This is a genomic window from Duganella hordei, assembly GCF_040369125.1.
Classification (GTDB): Bacteria; Pseudomonadota; Gammaproteobacteria; order Burkholderiales; family Burkholderiaceae_D; genus Rugamonas; species Rugamonas hordei.
Map to the genome: position 1 here is coordinate 1 of NZ_BPWI01000008.1, position 23613 is coordinate 23613.

At 66.1% G+C, this 23613-nt stretch carries 16 protein-coding genes; 6 read left to right on the plus strand and 10 right to left on the minus strand.

Annotated features, from left to right (window positions below; all coding sequences use genetic code 11):
• The 5 genes from fliO to ABWW33_RS18740 form a co-directional block, all read left to right on the plus strand.
• Positions 1 to 480, plus strand: a 480-nt coding sequence (fliO, locus tag ABWW33_RS18720; protein WP_353403213.1) for a flagellar biosynthetic protein FliO, incomplete at its 5' end; no start/stop codon positions are given.
• Positions 470 to 1225 (plus strand): flagellar type III secretion system pore protein FliP, encoded by a 756-nt coding sequence (gene fliP, locus ABWW33_RS18725; protein WP_176654190.1) that lies wholly within the window; start codon positions 470 to 472, stop codon positions 1223 to 1225. The genes fliO and fliP, both read left to right, overlap by 11 nt.
• Before the next feature lie 9 nt (positions 1226 to 1234).
• Complete coding sequence (gene fliQ, locus ABWW33_RS18730) at positions 1235 to 1504, plus strand: flagellar biosynthesis protein FliQ (protein ID WP_176654189.1); 270 nt, start codon at positions 1235 to 1237, stop codon at positions 1502 to 1504.
• A gap of 109 nt (positions 1505 to 1613) precedes the next feature.
• The gene (gene fliR, locus ABWW33_RS18735) at positions 1614 to 2456 is read left to right on the plus strand and encodes a flagellar biosynthetic protein FliR (RefSeq protein WP_176654188.1); all 843 of its coding nucleotides are present in this window, start codon (positions 1614 to 1616) and stop codon (positions 2454 to 2456) included.
• Between the two features lie 84 nt (positions 2457 to 2540).
• A complete protein-coding gene (locus ABWW33_RS18740) occupies positions 2541 to 11360 on the plus strand; it encodes a beta strand repeat-containing protein (RefSeq protein ID WP_353403214.1) in 8820 nt (2939 codons plus the stop codon).
• 30 nt (positions 11361 to 11390) lie between these two features.
• Here ABWW33_RS18740 and ABWW33_RS18745 read toward each other — a convergent pair whose 3' ends face one another.
• Positions 11391 to 12932, minus strand: coding sequence for an FAD-dependent monooxygenase (locus ABWW33_RS18745; protein ID WP_353403215.1), 1542 nt, complete (start codon positions 12930 to 12932; stop codon positions 11391 to 11393).
• A 24-nt stretch (positions 12933 to 12956) separates the two neighbouring features.
• On the opposite strand from ABWW33_RS18745, the gene ABWW33_RS18750 reads away from it, so the two are divergent.
• Positions 12957 to 13595: a TetR/AcrR family transcriptional regulator gene (locus ABWW33_RS18750; protein ID WP_176654186.1), complete on the plus strand. Its 639-nt coding sequence runs from the start codon at positions 12957 to 12959 to the stop codon at positions 13593 to 13595.
• Positions 13596 to 13608: 13 nt separating this feature from the next.
• Here the strand turns inward: ABWW33_RS18750 and flgL are convergent, their stop codons facing one another.
• From flgL to ABWW33_RS18795, 9 genes are all read right to left on the minus strand, one after another.
• Complete coding sequence (gene flgL / locus ABWW33_RS18755) at positions 13609 to 14871, minus strand: flagellar hook-associated protein FlgL (RefSeq protein WP_176654185.1); 1263 nt, start codon at positions 14869 to 14871, stop codon at positions 13609 to 13611.
• A 5-nt stretch (positions 14872 to 14876) separates the two neighbouring features.
• Complete coding sequence (gene flgK / locus ABWW33_RS18760; protein ID WP_353403216.1) at positions 14877 to 16835, minus strand: flagellar hook-associated protein FlgK; 1959 nt, start codon at positions 16833 to 16835, stop codon at positions 14877 to 14879.
• Positions 16836 to 16894: 59 nt separating this feature from the next.
• Positions 16895 to 17863 (minus strand): flagellar assembly peptidoglycan hydrolase FlgJ, encoded by a 969-nt coding sequence (gene flgJ, locus ABWW33_RS18765; protein ID WP_353403217.1) that lies wholly within the window; start codon positions 17861 to 17863, stop codon positions 16895 to 16897.
• Between the two features lie 13 nt (positions 17864 to 17876).
• Positions 17877 to 18995 (minus strand): flagellar basal body P-ring protein FlgI, encoded by a 1119-nt coding sequence (locus ABWW33_RS18770; RefSeq protein WP_353403218.1) that lies wholly within the window; start codon positions 18993 to 18995, stop codon positions 17877 to 17879.
• A gap of 5 nt (positions 18996 to 19000) precedes the next feature.
• Positions 19001 to 19666, minus strand: coding sequence for a flagellar basal body L-ring protein FlgH (locus tag ABWW33_RS18775; RefSeq protein WP_353403219.1), 666 nt, complete (start codon positions 19664 to 19666; stop codon positions 19001 to 19003).
• A 21-nt stretch (positions 19667 to 19687) separates the two neighbouring features.
• Positions 19688 to 20470, minus strand: a complete 783-nt coding sequence (gene flgG, locus ABWW33_RS18780) for a flagellar basal-body rod protein FlgG (RefSeq protein WP_176654181.1) — start codon at positions 20468 to 20470, stop codon at positions 19688 to 19690.
• An 81-nt stretch (positions 20471 to 20551) separates the two neighbouring features.
• Entirely contained in the window at positions 20552 to 21292 is a 741-nt protein-coding gene (flgF, locus tag ABWW33_RS18785; protein WP_176654180.1) for a flagellar basal-body rod protein FlgF, read from the minus strand.
• A gap of 25 nt (positions 21293 to 21317) precedes the next feature.
• Positions 21318 to 22874, minus strand: coding sequence for a flagellar hook protein FlgE (locus ABWW33_RS18790; protein WP_353403221.1), 1557 nt, complete (start codon positions 22872 to 22874; stop codon positions 21318 to 21320).
• A 29-nt stretch (positions 22875 to 22903) separates the two neighbouring features.
• The gene (locus ABWW33_RS18795; RefSeq protein WP_176654178.1) at positions 22904 to 23611 is read right to left on the minus strand and encodes a flagellar hook assembly protein FlgD; all 708 of its coding nucleotides are present in this window, start codon (positions 23609 to 23611) and stop codon (positions 22904 to 22906) included.
• Positions 23612 to 23613: the final 2 nt, after the last annotated feature.

Genomic DNA, 23613 nt, shown 5'->3' on the forward strand with positions numbered 1-23613 from the left:
GCTCCGGCTGCCGCCGCGGCGGTCGAACCGCCGGCCGCATCCGGCCCCGCCGTCGCGCCACCGCCGGCACCGGCCCAGGCCGCCGTCCCGGCCGGCCCGCTGGCGATGACCATCCCCACCCCGCAGCCGACCGCCACCAGCACCGGCGGCGTGCTGCAAACCATCTTCGCGCTGATGTTCGTGCTGGCCCTGCTGGTCGGCGCGGCCTGGGCGCTGAAGCGCTTCGGCCCGAAAAACTTCGGCGGCGGCAACAGCAACGTCAAGCTGGTCGGCGCGCTGAGCGTCGGCGCGCGCGAGCGCATCCTGGTGGTCGAGGTGGGCGAGCAATGGATCGTGGTCGGCGCCTCGCCGGGCCGCATGAACGCGCTGGCCACCATGCCGCGCCAGGAAAGCACCGAAGCGGCCGTCAACACCCCGCTGCCGACGGCCAACTTCGCCGCCTGGCTCAAACAAACGATAGACAAGCGCGATGGCAAATAAGCAGGTCCTCAAATCCCTGCTGATGCTGGCCGCGCTGGGACTGCCGCTGGCGGCGGCCGCCCAGTCCAGCATCGGCATCCCGGCCTTCACCGCCACGCCGGCGTCCGGCGGCGGCACCAATTACACGCTGCCGATCCAGACCATGCTGCTGATGACGGCGCTGACCTTCATCCCGGCGGCGCTGCTGCTGATGACGGCCTTCACCCGCATCATCATCGTGCTGTCGCTGCTGCGCCAGGCGCTGGGCACGCAGTCGGCGCCGCCGAACCAGGTGATGGTCGGCCTGGCGCTGTTCCTGACCCTGTTCGTCATGGGCCCGACCTTCGACAAGATCTACACCGAGGCCTACCTGCCTTTACAGGAAAACAAGATCAACATGAGCGTCGCCATGGACAAGGGCGCGGCGCCATTAAAAACTTTCATGATGAAGCAAACCCGCCAGGCCGACCTGGCCTTGTTCGTGAAATTGTCGCGCAGCCCTGCGCTGCAAGGGCCGGAAGACGTACCGCTGCGCATCCTGGTGCCGGCTTTTGTCACCAGCGAACTGAAAACCGCGTTCCAGATCGGCTTCGCCATCTTCATTCCATTTCTGATTATCGACATGGTGGTCGCCTCTGTACTTATGTCGATGGGGATGATGATGATGTCGCCGGCCGTGATCTCGCTGCCGTTCAAGCTGATGCTGTTCGTGCTGGTGGACGGCTGGCAATTACTGCTCGGTTCGCTGGCGCAGAGTTTTTACTAGGAGACGGCGATGACACCCGAAAGCGTGATGACGATGGGCCGGCATGCCATGGAAATAACGCTGATGATCGCCGCGCCCATGCTGCTGGTGGCGCTGATCATCGGTCTGGTGGTCAGTATCTTTCAAGCCGCAACCCAGATCAATGAGGCGACCTTGTCCTTCATCCCCAAGCTGGTCGGCATTTTCGTGGCACTGGTGATCGCCGGGCCGTGGATGCTGTCGGTCATGCTCGACTACATGCGCGAAGTGTTCGGCGGCATCCCCGGCCTGGTCGGCTGAGTCGCAGCCTGAACATTTTGCCAATGTGTAACAGTTTCCGATTAAATAAGAAGTTCGTTTAGAATTGGGTTGTTGGTGCCCGGTGGAAATAAATAGGTAAAACCGCCTCATGATTTCGTTCTCCACTGCCGATATCAACCTGTGGATCGCCGGGCTTCTGTGGCCGCTGACGCGGATCATGGGACTGATCGCCGCGTCGCCGCTGCTGGGCAATTCCGCCGTGCCGGCCACCGTCAAGATCAGCCTAGGCGTGCTGCTGGCGATGATCGTCGCGCCGGCCGTGCCCGCGCTGCCGGCCGCCGATCCGATGTCGCTGGCCGGGCTGCTGATCCTGGTGCAGGAAATGCTGATCGGGCTGGCGATGGGGTTTAGCATCCGCATCATTTTTGCCGCGGTGGAGATGGCGGGCGAAATCTCCAGTTTGACCATGGGCCTGGGGTTCGCGACGTTTTTCGACCCCACCACCCAGGGCCGTTCGTCGGCGATCAGCCAGTTCCTGTCGCTGGTGGCGACCATGGCGTTTTTGGCCGTCAACGCCCACCTGGTGCTGCTGTCGGCGCTGGTGGAGAGTTTTTCGACGTTGCCGGTGTCGGCCGCGCCGGTGTACGGCGGCGGCTTCAAGCAGCTGGCCGACTGGGGCGGCAGGATTTTCAGCACCGGTGTGCAGCTGTCGCTGCCCATCGTGGCCGCTTTATTGATTACCAACGTGGCGCTCGGGATCCTGACGCGCGCCGCGCCGCAGCTGAATTTGTTTGGTATCGGGTTTCCGATTACTTTGGGTGTAGGTTTGCTGGTCATCGCCATGACGCTCCCGTACCTGGTGACGCCCGTGCAAAACCTGTTTTTGGATGGCATGGAACGCGTGCGGCTGATGCCCAGAACGTGGTCGCAACGCCCCGAGCAGCTCAAACCGGCAAACTTGCCGGTTCGACCTCCGGGCCTGCGACCATAGCGAAATTCAATAGCCATCCAGTGATTTATGGTTTCCATGAAGCAATTTTGAAGGTATCATGGGAGCTCCCGGGAGAACACAGCAATGACTTCGATCGTTATAGATTTCACTACAGACCAGATCGTCAGCCTGTCGACTGCACAGATCGGCCTGTTCACGACCGAAGATATGCAAGCGCTCAATTCCGACCAGCTCGGCGTGATGAGCAGCAGCCAGGTGCGCGCGCTGACCACCGCGCAGCTGGACTTCCTGAACACCGACGCCCTGCCCGGCCTGACCACCGACAACGTGCCGCTGCTGACCTTGCAGCAGGTGGGCGCGCTCAACACGGCCATCATCGCCGCGCTCAATACCGACCAGCTGATCGCGCTGACCACGCGCGAAATGCAGGTGCTGACCAGCGTCCAGCTCAACGGGCTCAATTCCGACCAGGTCCAGGCGCTGGAAACGAACGACGTGCGCGCGCTGCTGTCGGCGCAGGTGGCCCTGCTCGGCTCCGACCAGGTGGCCAGCCTGACCAGCGACCAGCTGGCCGGCCTGAGCACGGCGCAAATCCGCGCGCTCAGCACCGGGGCGCTGGCCGCCATCGCCACCGACCAGATCGCGCTGCTGCCGACGGCGTCGCTGGCGCAGCTGACCACCAACCAGGTCAACGCGCTGACGCCGGACCAGTTGGCGGCCATCACCACCGACCAGATCGCCGGGCTCACTTCGCTGCAAGTCAGCGGGCTGTCGACCACCGCGCTGGGCGGCCTCAGCAGCGACCAGATCGGCGCGCTGGAAACCCGCGACCTGGTCTGGATGAGCAGCACCCAGATCGCCGCGCTCAGCGCGACCCAGCTCGGCGGGCTGAACTCGGACCAGATCCGCACGCTGCGCAGCAATGAAGTCGCCGCGCTGACCACCGACCAGATCCCGGTGCTGAACACCGACCAGATCCTGGCGCTGCCGTCGCTGGCGGCGCTGACTTCGGCCCAGATCGCCGCGCTGACCACCGACCAGCTGGCGGTGCTGCGCACCGCCACCGTGGCCCAGCTGACCAGCTCCCAGCTGGCGGCGCTGCAGGCCGGCCAGGTGGCGGCGCTGACCACCGACCAGATCGTCGGCCTGAGCACCGCCCAGGTCGCCACGCTGACCACCGACGTCATCGCCGCGCTGACCACCGAGCAGCTGCTCAACATGGAAACGCGGGACTTTGCCGCGCTGACCACGCGCCAGATCCGCACGCTGAGCAGCGACCAGTTGATCGCGCTGACCACCGACGAGATGGCGGCCATGAGCACCGCCGCCGAGGCCGCGCTGACCAGTGACCAGCTGTCGGTGCTGAGCTCTGACCAGATCGCCGGCCTGAAGTCGCTGGCGCCGCTGACCACCGGCCAGCTGCAGGGCCTGACCAGCGACCAGATCACCAACCTGGAAACCAAGGACATCGCCGCGCTGAGCAGCACCCAGCTGGCGGCGCTGCGCCAGGACCAGCTGCAGGCGCTCAATAGCGACCAGATCATCGCGCTGTCGGCCACGCAGTTTGCCAGCCTGAACAGCGCCACGCTGAACATGCTGACCACCGACCAGATCCAGCAGATCGAAACCCGCGACATCGCCGCGCTGCGCTCGGTGCAGGTGGCGCGGCTGGGCACCGACCAGTTGGCCGCGCTGACCAGCGACCAGTTCAACGCGCTCACCAGCAGCGCCGTCGGCTCGCTCACCACCGACCAGATCGGCGCGCTGACCACCGACCAGCTCAATTCCCTGTCTACGCTGGCCGGCATGGCCAGCCGCCAGATCGGCTCGTTCACCACCGCGCAGCTGTCCTCGCTGTCGACGCACAACCTGGCCTCGCTGGCCAGCAGCCAGCTGGGCGTGCTCAACGCCACGCAAATCCAGTCGCTGACCAGCGCCCAGATCGTCGCGCTGACCGGCGCCCAGTTCCGCGGCATCAACACCACCGCGCTGGCGGCGCTGACCACCGACCAGATCACCTGGATCGAAACGGCCGACATCGCCGCGCTGAGCACCAGGCAAATCGGCAAGCTGACCACCAGCCAGGTCGTCGCGCTGTCGACCGACCAGGTGGCGGCGCTGACCTCGGCCGAGACCGCGGCGCTGACCAGCGACCAGGTCGCCGCGATGAGCTCGGAACAGATCGACGCGCTGCGCAGCCTGACCGCGCTGACCACGCAACAGATCCGCGCGCTGAGTACTTACCAGATCAGCACGCTCAGCACGGGCGACATGAGCAGCCTGAGCACGCGCCAGTTTGCCGCGCTGACCAGCAACCAGCTGCTGGCACTGACCACCGACCAGATCATCGGCCTCAACAGCGCGCAGATCAGCGCGCTGAGCACCTCCGCGCTGGCCACGCTGAGCACCGACGCCATCGCCGCGATCGAGACGCGCGATATCCGCTTCCTGCGCACCTCGCAGATCGCCAGTCTGAGCACCGCGCAAGTGTCGGCGCTGACCCAGGCGCAGCTGGCCGCCTTTACCACGGCCGAAATCCGTTCACTCAACAGCGACCAGATCGCCGTGCTCAACAGCGACCAGATCGATGCACTCAGCTCGCTCAATCCGCTCAGTTCGCGCCAGATCGGCGCGTTGACGACGGACCAGATCCAGCAGCTCTCGACCGACGACTTCGCCGCGCTGCAGACCAGCCAGATCGCCGCGCTGAGCGCCGCCCAGGCCGCCGCCATCACCCTCGGCCAGATCGTCGCGCTGAGCCCGGCCCAGGTGCGCGCCCTGAACACCGACGCGCTGTCCGCGCTCAACACCGACCAGATCGCCGCGCTGACCGTGGGCGACGTCGCCGGCCTGAGCACGCGCCAGATCGCCGTGCTGAGCACGGATCAACTGCTGGGTTTGAGCCCGGCCCAGCTGGCCGCGCTGACCTCGGCCGAGGTGGCGGCGCTGACGACGCGCCAGATCGCCGCGCTGAACAGCGACCAGATCGACGCGCTGACCGCGCTGACCGCATTGAGCAGCAAGCAGCTCGCCGCGCTCACCACCGAGCAGATCGCCACCATGAACACGCTGGATCTGCGCTCACTCAAGTCGAGCCAGATCGCCGCGCTCAATTCGCTTCAGGCCAACGCGCTCACCACCGACCAGATCCCCACGCTGACCGTGGCCCAGCTGAACGCCATCTCGACCGCCGTGATCGCCTCGCTGGCGACCGCGCAGATCGCCGCGCTGACCAACGCCGAGGTGGCCGCGCTGAAGACCGGCCAGGTCAAGGCCCTGACCACCGACCAGGTCGCCGCGCTGACGACGGGCCAGATCAGCAGCCTGACCACGCAGGAAATCGCCGCCCTGACCACCGACCAGAAAGCCGCGCTGACCACCGCGCAGCTCGCCGCGCTGAGCTCGCTCGCCAGCTTCACCACGGCGTCGATCGCTGCGCTCACCACGGCCCAGATCGCCTCGCTGCCGCTGGCCATCCTGGCCGGCCTCACCAGCGCCCAGATCGCCTCGATGACGACCGACCAGATCGCCGCGCTGACCACCGATGAAGTGATCGCGCTGACCAGCGTGCAGATCCGCGCGCTGAGCACCGCGCAGCTGGGCGCGCTGACCTCGGACCAGGTGCCGGTGATCGAAGTGGTCGACCTGCAGGCGCTGAGCACGCGCCAGATCGTCGGCCTGACCACCGACCAGCTGGGCGAGCTGACCAGCACCCAGTTCGGCGCGCTGAGCACGATCGCCATCGCCAGCCTGACCACCGCCCAGATCGCCGGCCTGTCGACCGACCAGGTGGCCAGCTTCGGCACGCTGGCGCCGCTGACCAGCAAGCAGATCGCCGCGCTCACCACCGCCCAGATCGCCAGCCTGGCGCTGGCCAAGATCGCCACGCTCAAAACCAGCCAGATCGCCGGCATGACCAGCGCCCAGGTGGGCGCGCTGACCACCGACCAGATCGTCGCGCTGAGCACGGCCCAGGTGCGCAGCCTGAACGCCAGCACCCTGGCCGCCATGTCGACCTCCCAGATCGCCGCGATCGAAGTGGTGGACGTGGCCGCGCTCGGTTCCAACCAGATCAACGCGCTCACCAGCGACCAGCTGGCCGCGCTCACCAGCGACCAGTTCGCCGCCCTGAGCACCAAGACGCTGGCCGCCATGGCCAGCAGCCAGATCGCCGCGCTGTCGCTGGCGCAGATCGACAGCCTGGCCACGCTGGCGCCGCTGACCACACGCCAGGTGACGGCGCTGACCACCGCCCAGATCGCCAGCCTCGGTCTGGCGCAGATCGCCACGCTGAAAACCAGCCAGCTCGGCGCGCTCAACAGCGTGCAGACGCAGGGCTTGACCACCGACCAGATCATTGCGCTGGAAACGGCGCAGGTCAAAGGCCTGGCCACCAATGTGCTGGCCGGCCTGACCACCGACCAGATCGTCGCGATCGAGCTGGCCGACATCGCCGTCTTGCGCAGCGCCCAGGTCGCCGCGCTGCGCACCGACCAGGTGGCGGCACTGACCCTGGCCCAGCTGGGCGCCTTCACGTCGCAGGAAATCGCCGCGCTGACCACCCGCCAATTGGGCGTCATGACCACCGACCAGATCGCCGCGCTGGGCAGCCTGGCCGGCCTGGGCACCAAACAGATCAGCGGCCTGAACAGCGACCAGATCATCGCGCTGACACCGGCCCAGATCGCCGCCATGAAGACCGCGCAGATCGCCGCCTTCAGCAGCGTGCAGATCCAGTACCTGACCAGCGACCAGGTGCCTGCGCTGACCACGGCGCAAATCCGCGCGCTGTCGAACGCCGTCATCGCCGCGCTGACCACCGACCAGATCCTGGAGCTGACCGGCGCCGACCTGATCGCGCTGAAAACCAGCCAGCTGATGGCGCTGACCAGCGACCAGCTGGGCGCGCTGTCGCTGACGCAGTACGGCACGCTGATCTCCAGCGAGGTCGCGGCGCTGACCACCAAGCAGTTGAGCTACCTGACCAGCGACCAGATCGCCGCGCTGGCCAACCTGACCGCGCTGACCACCTTGCAGATCTCTTCTCTGAACACCGGTCAGCTGATCACGCTGTCGCCGGGGCGCTTCGCCTCGCTCAGCACGCGCCAGCTGCAGGCGCTCAACAGCGCCCAGCTGCCCGGCATCAACAGCGACCAGATCATCGCGCTGTCGACCGCGCAGATCCGCGCGTTGAGCACCAGCCTGCTGGCCGCCATGAACACCGACCAGATCGATGCGATCGAGGCGCTCGATTTCGCCGCGATGACCACCGCGCAATTGCGCTCGCTGACCACCAATCAGATGGCGGCGCTGCTGACCGACCAGCTGCATGCGCTGAGCAGCGCGGCCATCGCCGCCTTCTCGCAGAACCAGTTGCTGGCGCTGAACACGGCCCAGGCTTCGTCGCTGGGCAACCTGTCCGACTACACGACCTTGCAGATCGCCAGCATGTCGACCGACCGCATCGTGGCGCTGACGGCGACCGACTTCGGCGTCATGGGCACGAAACAGATCGCGGCCCTGACCTCGACCCAGTTGTCGGTGCTCAACAGCGACCAGATCGTCGCGCTGAGCGGCCCGCAGGTGGGCGCGCTGAGCACCATCGCGCTCAAGGGCCTGAGCAGCGACCAGATCGCCGCCATCGAAGTGGACGACATTGCCTCGCTAAAAACCGCGCAGCTGCAGTCGCTGCGCAGCGATCAGCTGCTGGCGCTGACCACCGACCAGATGGCCGCGCTGACGACGCAGGAAGTGGCCGGCCTGAAGGCCAGCCAGATCGCCCTGCTGACGCCGGCGCAATTGGCCGCCATCGTCAACATCCGCGGCCTGACGACGGACCAGGTGCGCGTGCTGGGCAGCGACCAGCTGCAGGTGCTGACGCCGGACCAGATCGCCTCGCTGAGCACGCGCCAGGTCGCCGCGCTGAGCAACACCCAGGTGACGGCGCTGACCAGCGACCAGATCATCGCGCTGACCACCGGCGAGATCCTGGCGCTGAACACGCGCACCTTGGCCGCGTTGACGTCGGACCAGATCGCCGTGCTCGAGGCGGCCGATATCGCCGCCATGAAGTCGACCCAGGTGGTGGCGCTGACCACCGACCAGATCGCCGCCATCACCACCGGCCAGATCGCCAGCTTCAACACCGGCGCCATCAGCGCGCTGACCTTGAACCAGACCCGCGCGCTGAGCACCGACCAGATCGTCAACCTGAGCGACACCCAGGTGCGCGCGCTGAGCACGCGCAGCATCGCCGGTCTCAGCACGGACCAGCTGGACGCGATGGAGGTGGGCGATTTCGCCGGCCTGCGCACCAGCCAGATCCGCGCGCTGACGACCGACCAGCTGGTGTCGCTGACCACCGACCAGTTGAGCGCGCTGAACACGCAGCAGGTGGCCTCGCTGAGCTCGGCGCAGCTGAACGCGCTGACGCCGGCGCAGTTCCTGTTGCTGGGCAAGCTCGGTTCGCTCAATACCACTCAGGTGTCGGTGCTGACCACCGACCGCATCGCCGCGCTGACCGATGACCAGTTGGCCGCGCTGACCTCGGTCCAGATCGCGTCGCTGAGCAGCCGCCAGATGGCCGCCTTCGACACCCACCAGATCCAGGCGCTGACGGTCAACCAATGGCGCGCGCTGAGCACGTCCGCGCTGCGCGGCCTGTACAGCGACCAGCTGGCGGCGATGGAAGTGGAAGACTTGTCCGGCCTGAAAACCAACCAGATCGCCTCGCTGAGCACGCAGCAGATCTCGCTGCTGAGCATCGACCAGATGGGCTCGCTGACCACCGCCGAGCTCGGTTCGCTGACGGACGCGCAGATCCGCGCGCTGGCCACCGAACAACTCAACGCGCTGAGCACGCTGGGCAACCTGAAGTCGTCGCAGATCGCCGCGATGTCGACCTACCAGCTCAGCATGCTCGACGTCGACCACCTGGGCACGCTGAAGACGGCGCAGATGGCCGCGCTGAGCAAGGTGCAGGTGCAGAACCTCAGCACCGACCAGATCGTCGCGCTGACCGGCGCACAGCTGCGCGGCCTCAGCCTGACCGGCCTGGGCGGCCTGACCTCGGACCAGATCGCCGCCATCGAGCTGGACGACGTGGCAGGACTCAGCAGCGTTCAGCTGAACGCGCTGACCAAGTCGCAGTTCGCCAGCCTGACCCTGGCGCAGATCGGCAGCCTGGTGACGCAGCAGATCGCCACGCTGAGCGCGAGCGAAGTGTCGGCGCTGTCGACCGACCAGATCAACGCGCTGCAAACGCTGGGCGTGCTGACGGCCGGCCAGATGGCGGCGCTGACCTCGGACCAGCTGGCCGGCATCGACGTCGACCACTTCGGCAGCCTGCGCTCGACGCAGATCGCCGGCCTGACGCTCAAGCAGCTGACCCTGCTCAACACCGACCAGCTCGGCTCACTGACGGCGACGCAGGCGCGCGGCCTCAACGTGGCGGCGCTGAACACCGACCAGATCAAGGCGCTGAGCGTGGATTCGGTATCGATACTGAACTCGGCCCAGTTGCAATCGCTGAAGACCAACCAGCTGGGCGCGCTGACCGGCGACCAGTTCGCCGCACTGTCGAGCAAGTCGCTGTCGTCGCTGGCGGTATTGCAGATCCGCGGCCTGGGCACCGACCAGCTGGCTGCGCTCGGCACGCTGGCGGCCTTCACCACCGCGCAGATCGGCGGCTTCACGTCCGACCAGATCAGTGCCATGTCGGCCGACATGGTGACCGGCATGCGCACCAATCAGATCGCCTCGCTGGGCGCGGTCCAGGCCGCCGGCCTGACCACCGCCCAGATCTCGACGCTGGACCCGACCCTGGTGGCGGCGATGTCGCTGGCGGCGCTGAACGCGCTGACCTCGGACCAGATCCAGGTCATGGACGGAAACGATATCGTGGCGCTGAAGACGGCGCAGCTCAACGGCCTGACGGCGGCCAGCATCGCCAAGTTCAGCACCGGCCAGATCGCCTCGCTGACAACGGCGCAGGTGCGCTCGCTGAAGACCACGCTGATCAAGGCGCTGACGGTGGAACAGATCGCCGCGATGAGCATCGCCGATGTTGCCGCGCTGGCGTCGACGCAGGTGTGCGCGCTGAGCGCCGAGCAGGTGGCGGCGCTGACGGCCGACCAGCAAGCGGTACTGCCGCTGGGCAGTCCGCTGGTCCTGGACTTGAACGGCGACGGCATCCACACGCTGGGCATCTCGGCCGGCGTCAAGTTCGACCTCTACGCCGACGGCGAGAAGATCAACACCGGCTGGGTCGGTTCCGGCGACGGCTTGCTGGCGCTCGACCGCAACCACGACGGCACCATCAACGACGGTGGCGAGCTGTTCGGCACCGCCACCGGCAGCAGCGCCGGCGGCAAGGCCAAGGACGGCTTCGCGGCGCTGGCCGACATGGACAGCAACCACGACGGCGTGGTCGACGGCAAGGATGCGCAGTTCGGCGACTTGCGCGTGTGGGTCGACGCCAATGCGGACGGCGTCAGCCAGGCCGGCGAGCTGAAGTCGCTGTCCGAGCTGCACATCGCCAGCCTGAACGTGGACGCCACCAAGGTAAGCGAGCTGGACAACAACAACTGGATCGGCCTGCGCTCGGGCTACACCAGCGACGACGGCACCGTCAGCCAGATGGCCGACGTCTGGTTCCTGGCCAGCCGTGCGGCGCAGGTCAGCGCGCTGACGCAGGCGATCGGCAACTACAGCCAGCAGGCGAATGGCGACAACGCCGGCAACAGCGGCCAGCTGACGCCGCCGTCCGACACGGCGGCAAGCCAGGCAGCCGCGGCCAGCCTGACGGGCCATGTCGCGGCGCTGGCCGAGCAGTTGCAGCGCTATGGCACGGCCGGCGCCGGCCTGGCCGGCAGCGGCGGAGCGCATGGCGAGGACTGGCTGCGCAGGCAGAACGCGGTCACCGGCATCCTGGCGGCCAAGTAGCGCAAGCAGGCCGCGGTGGCCCGATCAAGGTCATCGCGGATTTGCGGAAAACCAGCTTGCGGCGGCTCGTCCGGCGTCCGCCAGGTGTGGCTGCTGGCCGGAAGCCCATACGACAAATCCGTCAGGGCGTATCAGCGCGGCGCTCAAGCCGCATTGGTCTTTAGCGCGCCCCGCAACATATTTCATCCGGTCGCCGTATTCAGCCGCCAGCGTTTTCAGCGCGGCATTTGATACGAAATCCAGCAACATCCCCCGGCCGTCATGCATGAGCTCGCCAATCGTCGTGCCGTCTTCCAATTCGAAGTTGGGCACGCTGCGGCCGACCATTGGGTGACCGCCGCCAAGATCGTACTGCATGAAAATACCCCTGACTCTCCCGGCAATATACGTGGCGCCGTCACGCGTTTCCATCAGGTCGCGCAGGATGGCGCTCAGCGCGCGCGCATGGGGATCCGGCCTCATGGCGGCAACCTGCGCGCGCGACCAATCCAGCACCTGCGCGCCAATCGGGTTCCGTTCGGTGTGATAACTGTCCAGCAAGCCTGCCGGCGCACGGCCATGAATGGCGGCGGCGAGCTTCCAGCCCAGGTTCATGGCGTCGCCGATCCCGAGGTTGAGCCCCTGCCCTCCCAGCGGCGCGTGGATGTGCGCGGCGTCCCCGGCCAGCAGCACCCGTCCGTTGCGGTAGCTTGTGGCCTGCCGCGCCCGGTCGGTCCAGGTGGCCGCCACATGCAAAGCGCTGACGGTGACGTCGGTGCCCGAGACGCGGCACAGCACTTGCTGGACCTGTGCAAGCGTAACGGGCCCCGCGCCATGGGACGCCCCGCCATCGAACTCCTGCATCACCAGGAAGCCCGGCTGCGATTGGAAGTACATGCCGGTCGCCGTCAGGTTCCGGCCTGGGCTGAGCTTCTCCGGATCTGCAATCTCCACCTGGGCGGAATAGCCGGTAAATTCCGGCTCGGTACCGGCGAATTCAAAACCGCCCATTTTGCGGACGACACTGCGGCTGCCGTCGCAGCCGACCAGCCATTTACCTTGGAAAGATTGGCCGTCGGACTCAACGCGCACGCCATCCCCTGTCTGATGCAAGCCGGTGGCGGCAACCCCGCGCTTGATGACGACGCCCAGCGCTTGCGCGCGGCGGGCCAGCACCGTTTCAAGCTCCTCCATCTCGGACAACAGCATGGTGTCGGTCGAGCTTGGAAGGCGGTGCGCCCACTGCGAGGTATCGATATCGTCGAAATAAAATGGAATCCCGGCGAAGTGCCCCGCCTGGCGGCGCGATTGCGCCTTGGCCGTATTGCCGAACGGATCCTTGAGGCGCTGCGGCACCATCAGTTCCTTCAGCACGCCCCGGCGGTAGAACGCCTCGACGGTGGGCGCCGACAGTCCCCGTATGCCGAAAGGAAGCTGCTTCAGGGGCGAGTGCGGGTGCTCCGCCTTTTCCAGCACCAGCACGGTACATTTGGCCAAAGCCAGTTCACAGGCAAGGAAAAGCCCCACGGGGCCAGCCCCGCTAATCACCACATCATAAAACATATACTCAATACCAATATATACTAAGTACATACAAGGTATGCTATCATTCGCGGCATGTCAATACCAACCGACCTGAGATCCCGCAAGCGTCTCGCCACGCGGCAAAGCATTTCCAATGCCGCCACGCGGCTTTTCCTTGAGCGGGGCTTCGACCACGTCACGGTGGATGAGATCGCCGAAGCCGCGGACGTCGGGCGGATGACGGTGTTCAACCATTTCCCGCGCAAGGAAGACATGTTCTTCGACCGCGACGAGGAAGGCCGCGCGATGCTGCGCGACGCGTTGCGGCAGCGCGATCCGCAGGTCGCGCCGGTCGAGACCTTGCGCCTGCTGGCGCACCGGCTGGTGGCCGAACAGAGTCCTTACGTCAGTTTTAATGCCGACAGCCAGGGCTTCGTCGAGACCATCGAGGGCAGCGAAACCCTGAAGGCCAGGGCCAGGGCGATACGCAACGAACTGTGGCAACTGGTGGCGGAGGCGCTATGGGAATGCGCGGGGCGGGAACCGGACGACGCCGACGCCCATCTAGCGGCCGGCCTGCTGCTGGCGACGTGGACAGTCGCCCTCATCCAGGCGCACCGGATCTATCGACAGAACCGGAATACGGAGGAGGCGCAGGCGGCCTTCCTGTCCATCGTCGACAAGGGAACCCTGGGCGTCAAGGCCGCCGTGGCCGGCACGCCTTACGCCTGAGCGGTGCTCTTCGTCAGGTGATGTAATTGAACAGCGACAATCCGGCCAGGCTCTTGAACGATTTCTGCGCCGCATCCAGCGTGGTCTGCTGTTGGGTGAACAGCGAGATCGCCTTGACCGTGTCGACATCCTGCAAGTCCGACAAGGTGGTGGCGTACTGCAGGTTCAAATCGTCGCCCGAGCTGTCCAGGTAATCGAGCTCCTTCAGCCGCGAGCCCACCGCCGACTGTACCGACAGCAAGTTATCGGTGGCGTTGTCGACATTCATCTGCGCCTGGTTCAGCTTGTTGTTCAGGCTGGCCTGCCCCGCCGCGCCGTCGCCCGGCGCGCGCAGAGCCGCGATCAGGTCCGACACGGTGGTGAAGATCGATTGCTTGGTGCTGGGCTGCACGGTGAACTGGTCGAGGTCGGCCGGGTCACCCTTGATGTCGAACTGCAAACCATCGAACGTGATGTTCTGGCCGCTGACATAGGGCTGCGGCACGGCCGGCACCGGTGCCGCCGGCACCGGCTGGTTCAGGGTGACGTCGGTGACCGTGTAGGTGGTGACCTTGGGCACGCCCGGCGTCGCCGGCACCACCTGGAAATCGATCTGGTACTGGTGCCCGGTCAGCTGGGTGGCGTCCTTGACCGAGCCGGGGCTGATGATGCCGCTGCCGCCGCGGGTGAAATTGCCGGGATCGGCGCCGGTCAGGAAGGTGCCGTTGCCGGTCGCGTTGTTTTCAAACACCGACGAGCCGGAATCGCTGATCGGCAGCTTGCGGGTCGAGCCCACCTGCAGTTCGCGCTGGCCCTGGTCGCCCTGGTAGGCGGCGCCGGTGGCGGTCTGGGTGAACGGCAAGGTGGTCGATTTGTAGCCGGAGAACACATAGCCGCCCACGCCGTCCGAGGTGTTGGCCTGGCCCAGCAGGTCGGCCAGCCGGCCTTCCAGCTCCACCGCCAGCGACTCGCGGTCCTTCTGCGTCATGCTGCCGTCGCCGGCGTTGACGGTCAGCGTCTTGATGTCCTGCAAGATCGAGGTCGAGCTGGCCAGCGCCACCGTCTCCAGCGACAAGGTGCCCTTGGCGTTGGAGCGGTTGGTCACCAGCTGGGTGTTGATCGATTGCGATTGCGTCACTTCCAGCGCGCGCGCGGTGGCGATCGGGTCGTCGGCGGCGGTCAGGTTCTTGCGGCCGGTGGACAGCTGCGCCTGGGTACGGGCGAGCGCCGACTGCAGCGAGCTGATCTGCCCGACGCCGGTATCGAAGATCGTCTTGGAACTGATGCGCATGATCATGATATTTACCTAATGTTGATCAGTGTATCGAACAGCTGGCTGGCGACCTGCATCACTTTGCCGCAAGCCTGGTACGCCTGCTGGTAGCGTAACAGATTTGCCGCTTCCTCATCGAGATTCACACCGGACACGCTCTCCCGCTGCGCGGTGGCCTGGCTCACGGCGGCGTCGGCGGCGCTGCCGCTGATCTGCGCCTCGCGCGCCTTGTTGCCGACGAAGTTGACCATCTGCGCGTAGCTGGTCTGGTAGGTGGCGTTGCCGTTGTCGAGGATGTTCTTGGTCTGCAGGCCGGCCAGCAAGGCGCCGTTGCGGCTGTCGCCGACGCCGCTGGTGTTGGGGCCGACGCTGAACGTGTCGAGGTCGGCCGGGGTGCCGCTGATGTTGAAGTTGATGCCGCCGAAGCTGATCGCCGCGCCATCGGTGTAGGGGATCGTCGGCGTGCCGGCCGGATACACGGTGGCCACGCCGTTGACGGTCACCGTCACGTCCTGCGCGGGCGGGAAGCCCGACAGCGTGCCGGTGGCCTTGTCGAAGGTCAGCGTGACCGGCGCGGCCAGCGCGTTGCCCGGCGTCAGGTAGTTGGCGTCGACGGTGCCGGCCGTGATCTTGCCGTTGCCGGCGTTGGTGGTCGGCGCGCTGGTGGCGATCGGCGCGGCCAGCGCGATCTTGGTGCGGTCCTGGATCGCCACGCTGAAGTCGTTGGCGGCGTTGTAGGTCGGCCGCACCAGGAAGTTATCCTTGGTCACCGGCGAACCGCTGATCGTGTAGTCGACGCCGTCGATGGTTTGCGGCACCGTCTGCGGGAAAGGATTGATCTGCGTGATCTGGCCGTCGCTGAGGCGGGTGACGTTGAAATTGGTGCCGTCGAAATCGACGCTGTAATCGCTGGCGGTCAGCTTGCTGGCGTCGGTGACGACGGCGCTGACGGTGGCCGTGCTGAGCGGCGAGTTGTTCTGGTTGACGCCGATGTAGGCGTTGATCGGGCCGAAGAACGGCGTGCCGGGGGCGCCGTTCTGGTCCTGGCCCAGCACGTGCTGTGCATTGAAGCTGACGGCCAGCGCGGCCGCCACCTGGCCCAGCGAATTCTGCGCGCGGTCCATGGTGCCGTCGCGGAATTGCAGCAGGCCGCCCAGTTGGCCGCCGCTGAGCACGCTGTCCGGCAGCGGGCTGAAGGCGCCGCTGGCCGTCTGGTAGCCGACGGTGACGCGGCTGGCGTCGGTCGGCGAGGTGGAGGTGCCCAGCTGGAACGCGGTGTTGCCCACCACCAGCGGCTGGCCGGTGCCGATCTCGACGGTCAGCGTGTTGTTGTCGCCCGGGATGACGGTGGTCTTGACCAGCTTGTTCAGCTCGGTCAGCATCTGGTCGCGGTGGTCCAGCAAATCGTTGGGCGCCTTGCCGTCCGTGGTCAGGCCGGCGATGGTCTGGTTCAGCGCCGCGATCTCCTTGGCGTAGGAATTGATTTCACCGACGCTGGAGGTGATCTGGCCGTTGACGCCGGACGCGATTTCCGACATGCGCGCGCTCAAGCCCTGGAAGCGCGAGGCCAGCGAATCGGCGGTCGACAGCATGGCCTGGCGCGATGCCGCCGAGGCCGGGTTCGAGGTGGCATCCTGCACGCCGTTGAAGAAGTCCTGCAGCGCCGGCGACAGGCCGGCGGTCGGGTCGGCCAGCAGGTTGTCGATCTGGCTGACCTGCTTGGTGTAGGCGTCCAGCGAAGCCTGGTTCGATTCGGCGTTGCGCAGCTGGACCGCGAGGAAGTTGTCGTAGTAGCGGCGCACGGCCGTCACCTCGGTGCCGCTGCCGACGAAGCCGAAGCCCTGGTCCTGCGTGGCCGTGTCGGACTGGATCGCGACCTGGCGGCTGTAGCCAGCCACGCCGGCGTTGGTGATGTTGTTGCCGGTGGTCGACAGACCTACCTGGGCTGCCAACAAACCGCTCTTACCGATGCTGAGGAGACTGGACATGATTTTTTACTCTATCTGTGATGGGTTACGGCACATCGCGCGCAAACCTTAATGCTGGTCTAACCGGCCAGCGAGCGCTTGATGATGCTGGTCAGCTTGCTGGCGTAATGGGGATCGGTGGCATAGCCGGCCTTTTGCAGCCCCTGGGCGAAGCTGCTGGCATCGCCCGCGCTGGCCAGGACTTTTTCGTAGCGCGGATTGCTGGCCAGCAGCTTGCCGTAATCCTTGAAGCTGTCGCTGTAGCTGTCGTAGGCGCGGAAGCGCTCGACCCTGGTCTGCGCCTTGCCGTTGACGTATTCGGTGGTGGTGGCCTCGACCACCTTGCCCTTCCAGTCGCCGCCGGCCTTGATGCCGAACAGGTTGTGGCTGTTGGTGCCGTCGCGGCCCTTGATCTCGCGCTTGCCCCAGCCGGACTCCAGCGCCGCCTGGCCCAGCATGAACTTGGCCGGGATGCCGGTCGTGCGGCTGGCTTCCTCCGCATGCGCGCCCAGCTTTTCCTGAAAGTTGCGCACGTGCGTGGGCTGCGTGCTTTTGATGGTGGCCGGCACGGCGCTGTTGTCGTCGACCGATCCCACGGCGCCGGGACCGCCGGCGGCCGCGATGGCGCGCTGCAGCTTGGCGTCCATCAGGCTGGCGGCGCCGGCAAAGCTGCCGCCGTTGACGCCGCTGGCGCTGTCGCCGGCCTCGCCGCCGATCGCCAGCGCCTGCTTGTCGGCGGTCTTCGACAGCTGGCGTATCAGCATGTCGGACAGGCCGATGCCCTTCTTGGCGATGTTCTGGCTGGTCTGCTGGTCCAGCATGGTGGTGAACATCTTGGTCTGCTGGCTGTCCATCATGCCGTCCTGCGGCGTGGCGTCGCGCATGCTCTTCATCATCATGTTGACGAACATGGCTTCGAATTGCGTCGCAGCCGTCTTCAGCGCCTCGGGGCTGCCGGCCTTGGCCGACTGGCGCAGGCTGCCCATGTCCTTGACGTCGAGCGCGAACTTGCTGCTGAGGTCGTTGGAGGTGTTGGTTGAGTTCGTCATGACGGCCCCCGGCTTAAATGATTTCCAGCTCGGCGCGCAGCGAACCGGCGGCCTTCATCGCCTGCAGGATGGCCAGCAGGTCCTGCGGCGTGGCGCCGATGGCGTTGAGCGCCTTGACCACGTCGGCCAGCGAGGCGCCGCCCTTGACCAGCATGACCTTGCCGCTGTCGGCCTTGATGCCGACCTGCGGGTTCTGCGTGACCACGGTGCGGCCGCCCGACAATGGATTCGGCTGGCTGACCTGGGTGTCGGCGGTGACCGAGATCGACAGGTTGCCGTGCGAGATCGCACAGGTGTCCAGCGTGACGGCGCGGTTCATCACCACCGAACCGGTGCGCGCGTTCATGATGACCTTGGCCGGCTGCTCCGCCGGATTGACCTGCATGTCCTGCAGGGTGCCGATGAAGGTCACGCGCTGGTCGCTGCCGCTGGGCGACTGCACGCGGATCACGCGGCTGTCCAGCGCGTAGGCGATGCCGGGGCCGTACTTGTCGTTGATCGCTTCGACCACGCGGCTGGCGGTGGCGAAGTCGGCGGTGTTCAATTCCAGCTTGATGAAGTTGCCCTCGCCCAGGCTGGACGCGACCGCGCGCTCGACCGTGGCGCCGCCGGAAATCTTGCCGACGCTGAGGTGGTTGACGGTCAGCGAACTGCCGCCACCGGCGCCCCCGGCCTGCACGCCGACGCCGCCGACCAACACGTTACCCTGGGCCATGCCGTAGACCTGGCCGTCGGCGCCTTTCAGCGGCGTCATCAGCAGGGTGCCGCCGCGCAGGCTCTTGGCGTTGCCCATCGACGACACGGTGATGTCGAGCGTCTGGCCCGGCTGCGCGAACGGCGGCAGCGACGCCGTCACCATCACGGCGGCGACGTTCTTCAATTGCAGCTGCGTGCCCTGCGGCAGGTTCACGCCCAGCTGCTGCAGCATGGAGACCACGCTTTGCACGGTGAACGGGGTCTGCGTGGTCTGGTCGCCGCTGCCGTCGAGGCCGACGACCAGGCCGTAGCCGATCAGCTGATTCTGCCGCACGCCGGCGATGCTGGCCAGGTCGCGCAGGTGCTCGGCGCGGCTGAACGGCGCCAGCAGGGACAGGCAGACCAGCAGCGCGGCTTTGAGTTGGGAAGTTTTCATGATGGTCAGAAAGGCAGCAGGCTTTGGAAGAAGCGCGAGGCCATCGAGGCCATCTCGGCGCGGTCGATCTGGCTGTTGGTGCGGTACTCGACGCGGGCGTCGGCCACGGCGGTCGATTGCACGGTGTTGCCGGTGGCGATGTTGTCCGGATTGACCATGCCGGAGAAGCGGATGAATTCCACGCCCTTGTTCATCGCCACCTGTTTTTCACCGGCGACGATCAGGTTGCCGTTGGACAGCACCTCGACCACGGTCACGCCCATGGTGCCGGTGAAGGTGTTGCTGGCGGACTGGTTGTCGCCGTCGGCGTACTTGCTGTCGTTGGTCACCGACAGCGGATTGCCGAAGGTCGATTGCAGCGGCTTGGGCATGGTCGCGCTGACGCTGCCGGACTTGTTGCCCGAGCTGGCGCCGGCCTTGACGGCCGAGGTTTTCTCGGTGATGACCAGGGTCAGCACGTCGCCCACGTGGCGCGCGCGGCGGTCTTCGAAGATCGGGCGGAACGCGGCGTTCTGGTAGATCGCGCCGTTGCTCGGCGCGGCGGCCAGCTGCTCGGTGTTGAGCGGACGGGCCGACATCGGCATTTGCACGATGGAGGTCGGCGTGGTCATGCAGCCGCTCAGCAGCAGCAAGCAGGTGACGGAGGTGATGGAAGTGAAGACATATTTCATGATCATGGTCCTTGCAGTGCGTTACAGCTGCGACAGCTTCTGCAGCATCTGGTCGGAGGTCGTGATGGCCTTGGAGTTGATTTCGTAGGCGCGCTGGGTCTGGATCATGTTGACCATTTCCTCGACCACGTTGACGTTCGACGTTTCCACATAGCCCTGCAGGATCACGCCGGTGCCGTTGGTGCCCGGCGTATTGGCTTGCGGATTGCCGGAGGCGCCGGTTTCCACGTACAGGTTCTCGCCCTTCGATTCCAGCCCGGTCGGGTTGATGAAGGTCGACAGCTGGATGCTGCCGATCTGCTGCGGCGCCACCTGGCCCGGCAAGGTGACCGACACCGTGCCGTCGCGGCCGACGGTGATCGATTGCGCGGTGATCGGGATGGTGATGGCAGGCTGCAGCACGAAGCCGCTGGAGGTGACCATCTGGCCGTTGTTGTCGCGCTGGAAGGAGCCGTCGCGGGTGTAGGCGGTGGTGCCGTCCGGCAGCAGCACGTTGAAGAAGCCGTTGCCGTTGACCATCAGGTCTTTATCGTTGCCGGTCGACTGGGGATTGCCCTGGGTGTGCACGCGCTCGATCGCCACCGGCCGCACGCCGGTACCCAGCTGCATGCCCGACGGCAGATTGGTCTGCTGCGACGACTGGCCGCCCGGCTGGCGGATGTTCTGGTACAGCAGGTCCTCGAACACGGCGCGCGACTTCTTGAAGCCGTTGGTGCTGACGTTGGCCAGGTTGTTGGACGTCACGTCCAGCGCGGTCTGCTGCGCTTCCATGCCGGTCTTGGCGATCCACAGTGAACGTATCATGATGCTTCTCCCGTTGCTTGGACGGGAGCCGTCAAAAGCGACAGCTACTCATCCCACGCAACCATTATGCGGGAGAGGTCATCAACTCAAAGCGAGGATCTGGGTGGCTTTTGCGGCGTTATTCTCGGCGTTCTTCAGCAAACTCATTTGCATTTCGAACTGTCTTGCCAGGCTGATCATGTTGACCATGGAATCGACCGGATTGACGTTGCTGCCCTCGAGCGCGCCGTCGACCACGCGCACCGCCGGGTCGTTGTCGGCCGGCAGGCCGCTGGTCTGGCGGAACAGGCCGTCGTCGCCGCGCACCAGGCCCTTGGGGTCGGGATTGACCAGCTTGATGCGTCCCAGCACGTTGGCCGGGCCGGGCTTGAAATCGGTGGAAATGGTGCTGACGGTGCCGTCGCCGGCCACCATCACCGTCACGTCGGGCGGGATGGCGATCGGGCCGCCGTCGCCGACCAGGGTCTGGCCGCCCGAAGTCTGCAGCAGGCCGTTCTCGCTGATCTTCAGGCTGCCGTTGCGGGTATAGGCTTCCGAACCGTCGGCCGACTGCACCGCCAGCCAGCCCTGGTCGCGCACCGCGATGTCGAGCGGGCGGCCGGTGGTCTGGATCGGGCCGGCGCGCATGTCGGCGCCGACCGTCGAGTCGACCACGAAGGCGCGTGTCGGCAAGCCCTCCGACACCACCGGCACCGCCCGAAAACTGTCGAGCTGTGCGCGGAAGCCGGTGGTGGTGGCGTTGGACAGGTTGTTGGCAACGGTGGCTTGCTGCTCCATCACGTGCCGCGCCCCTGTCATCGCGGTATAAACCAGGCGGTCCATGGCTATCTCCGATTAACGCTGTGCATTACCGCAGATTCACCAGCGTCTGCAGGATCGAATCCTCGGTCTTGATGGTCTGCGCATTGGCCTGGTAGACGCGCTGCGCGGTGATCATGTTGACCAGTTCGGCCGTCAGGTCGACGTTCGAGGTTTCCACCGAGCTGGCGCGCAGCGAACCCATCGAGCCGGCGTTCGGCACGCCCACGCTTGGAGGACCCGAGGACGAGCTTTCCGCCCAGGCGTTGTTGCCCAGCGGGGTCAGGCCGTCGACGCTGGAGAAGTTGGCCATCGCGATCTGGCCCATCGGGCGCGACTTGCCGTTGCTGTACTGGCCCAGGATCACGCCGTTCTCGTCGATCGCGTAGCGCTGCCAGGAACCGGCCGAGTAACCGTTCTGGGTCGAGCCCAGGTCGTTGGTGACGCTGCCGTACTGGGTGGTCTTGTCGAAGGTGGTGCTGACCGTCATCGGCTGCTGGGCGCCGGTGTCGGGGAAGATCGGCAGCTGGATCTGGAACGGCAGCGTTTGCGGCACGGTCGCCAGCGCCATCGCTTCCGGATCGAGCGAACCGTTCTTGTTGAACAGCAGCGTGCCGGCTTTCACGGCCGGCACGGTGATGGCGGCGGCCAGCTTGGCGTTGATGGCGTCGGGCGTCATGCCGGTGATCGAACCGCTGCCGGTCGGGTCGAGCGCGGTGGCCGCGGCGGCCAGCGCATCGAGCTGCGCCTGGGAGGCGGCGGCCGGCGGCGTGCTGGCGGCGGTGGTCATCGCCGCGGCGGCGGCGATCGCATAGGCGCCGGCGGCGGCGGCGATGGCGGCCGGATCCGGCGGCGTGGCGCGCACGGCGTCGTTGTACAGCGCGCGCGCGTCGAGCGTGGGCTGGTCGGTGTTGATCGCGGCGGCCACGCCGGCCGAGACGATTTCCTTGTTGTCGGCGGCGGCGTAGACGTCCCAGGTGTTGGCGTCGGTCTTGACGTAGTAGGTCGTCATGATGTGCGACGTGCCCAGGCTGTCGTACACGTTCAGCACGGTCTGCTTGTTGTAGCTGGTCGGATCGCTGGCATCGAACGGGATGGTGGCCGGCACTTTCTCGGCCGAGCTCAGATTCAGCTGGAAGTTCGCTTCGGTGGTCTGCACCGGCGTCAGGTCGGACTTGTCCAGGGTCAGCGGCACCGGCGCGCCCAGCTGGATCACGCCGGCCGCGTTCGACAGGTAGCCGGTCAGCTGGGCGCCCTGGGCGTTGACCAGGGTGTGGGTGTTATCTTCGTGGAACTGGCCGTTGCGCGAATACTGCACCGCGCCGTTGACCACTTCGCGGAAGAAGCCGCCGCCGTTGATCGACACGTCCAGCGGGTTGCTGCTGGTTTCGATATTGCCCTGGGTGAACTGCTGGGCCAGCTTGGCCGTCGTCACACCGATACCCGGGTTGTTGCCGGATACGCCGTTCAGCGAATTGGCGTACAGGTCGGCGAACTGCGCCTGCGAACTCTTGAAACCAACGGTGCTGGCGTTGGCGATGTTGTTGCCGATGACGTCCAGCGATTTGGATGCTGCGTTCAGGCCGCTAAGTCCTTGTTGGAACATGGTATTCCCCTATGCTAGGTGTGACTGCTTTACAAAACTTCTTTGACTTCGGACATCGTGTACTGCCCGAGCGAGGTATTCAGTTTGACGCCGCCGCTGCCGGTCGACACGCTGGCCACGGCAGCGAGCTGCAGCGGCGTCGAGTCGGTCAGCGTCTTGCCGGCGCTGACGGCCTTGACGGTGAAGGTGTAGCTGCCGGCCGGCGCGGTGGTCTTGCCGTCGGTGGTGCCGTCCCAGGTGATCGGGTAGGTGCCGACGTCGGCATTCTTCATGGTCATCGTGCGCACCGTGGTGCCGGCCTTGTCCTGGATCGCGATCTCGACGCTTTCGGCGGGCGAGGCCAGGTCGAAGCCGAACACGCTGCTGCTGGTGGTCTTGCCGGCGTCGTCGGTGCTGCTAGCCAGTTCGATGCCCTTGCCGGCGATCAGCACGCCCTTGCCGATCAGGTTGGTCGCGGTCAGCGATTGCGCGCTGGCCTGGTCGGTGCGCAGCGATTCCAAGGTGGCGTTGACCTTGTTGATGCCGGTCACGGTCGACAGCTGGGCCAGCTGGCTGGTCATGGCCGCGTTGTCCATCGGGTTCAGCGGATCCTGGTTCTTCAGCTGCGTCACCAGCAGCTTCATGAACTTGTCCTGGTCCGCGCCGACGTCGTCCGTCGCGGTGCTGCTGGTGGTGGTGGGCACGCTGTTGGTGGCCGCCGCTTTGGGCGTATCGATCACGCCTCCGATTAAACTCATGA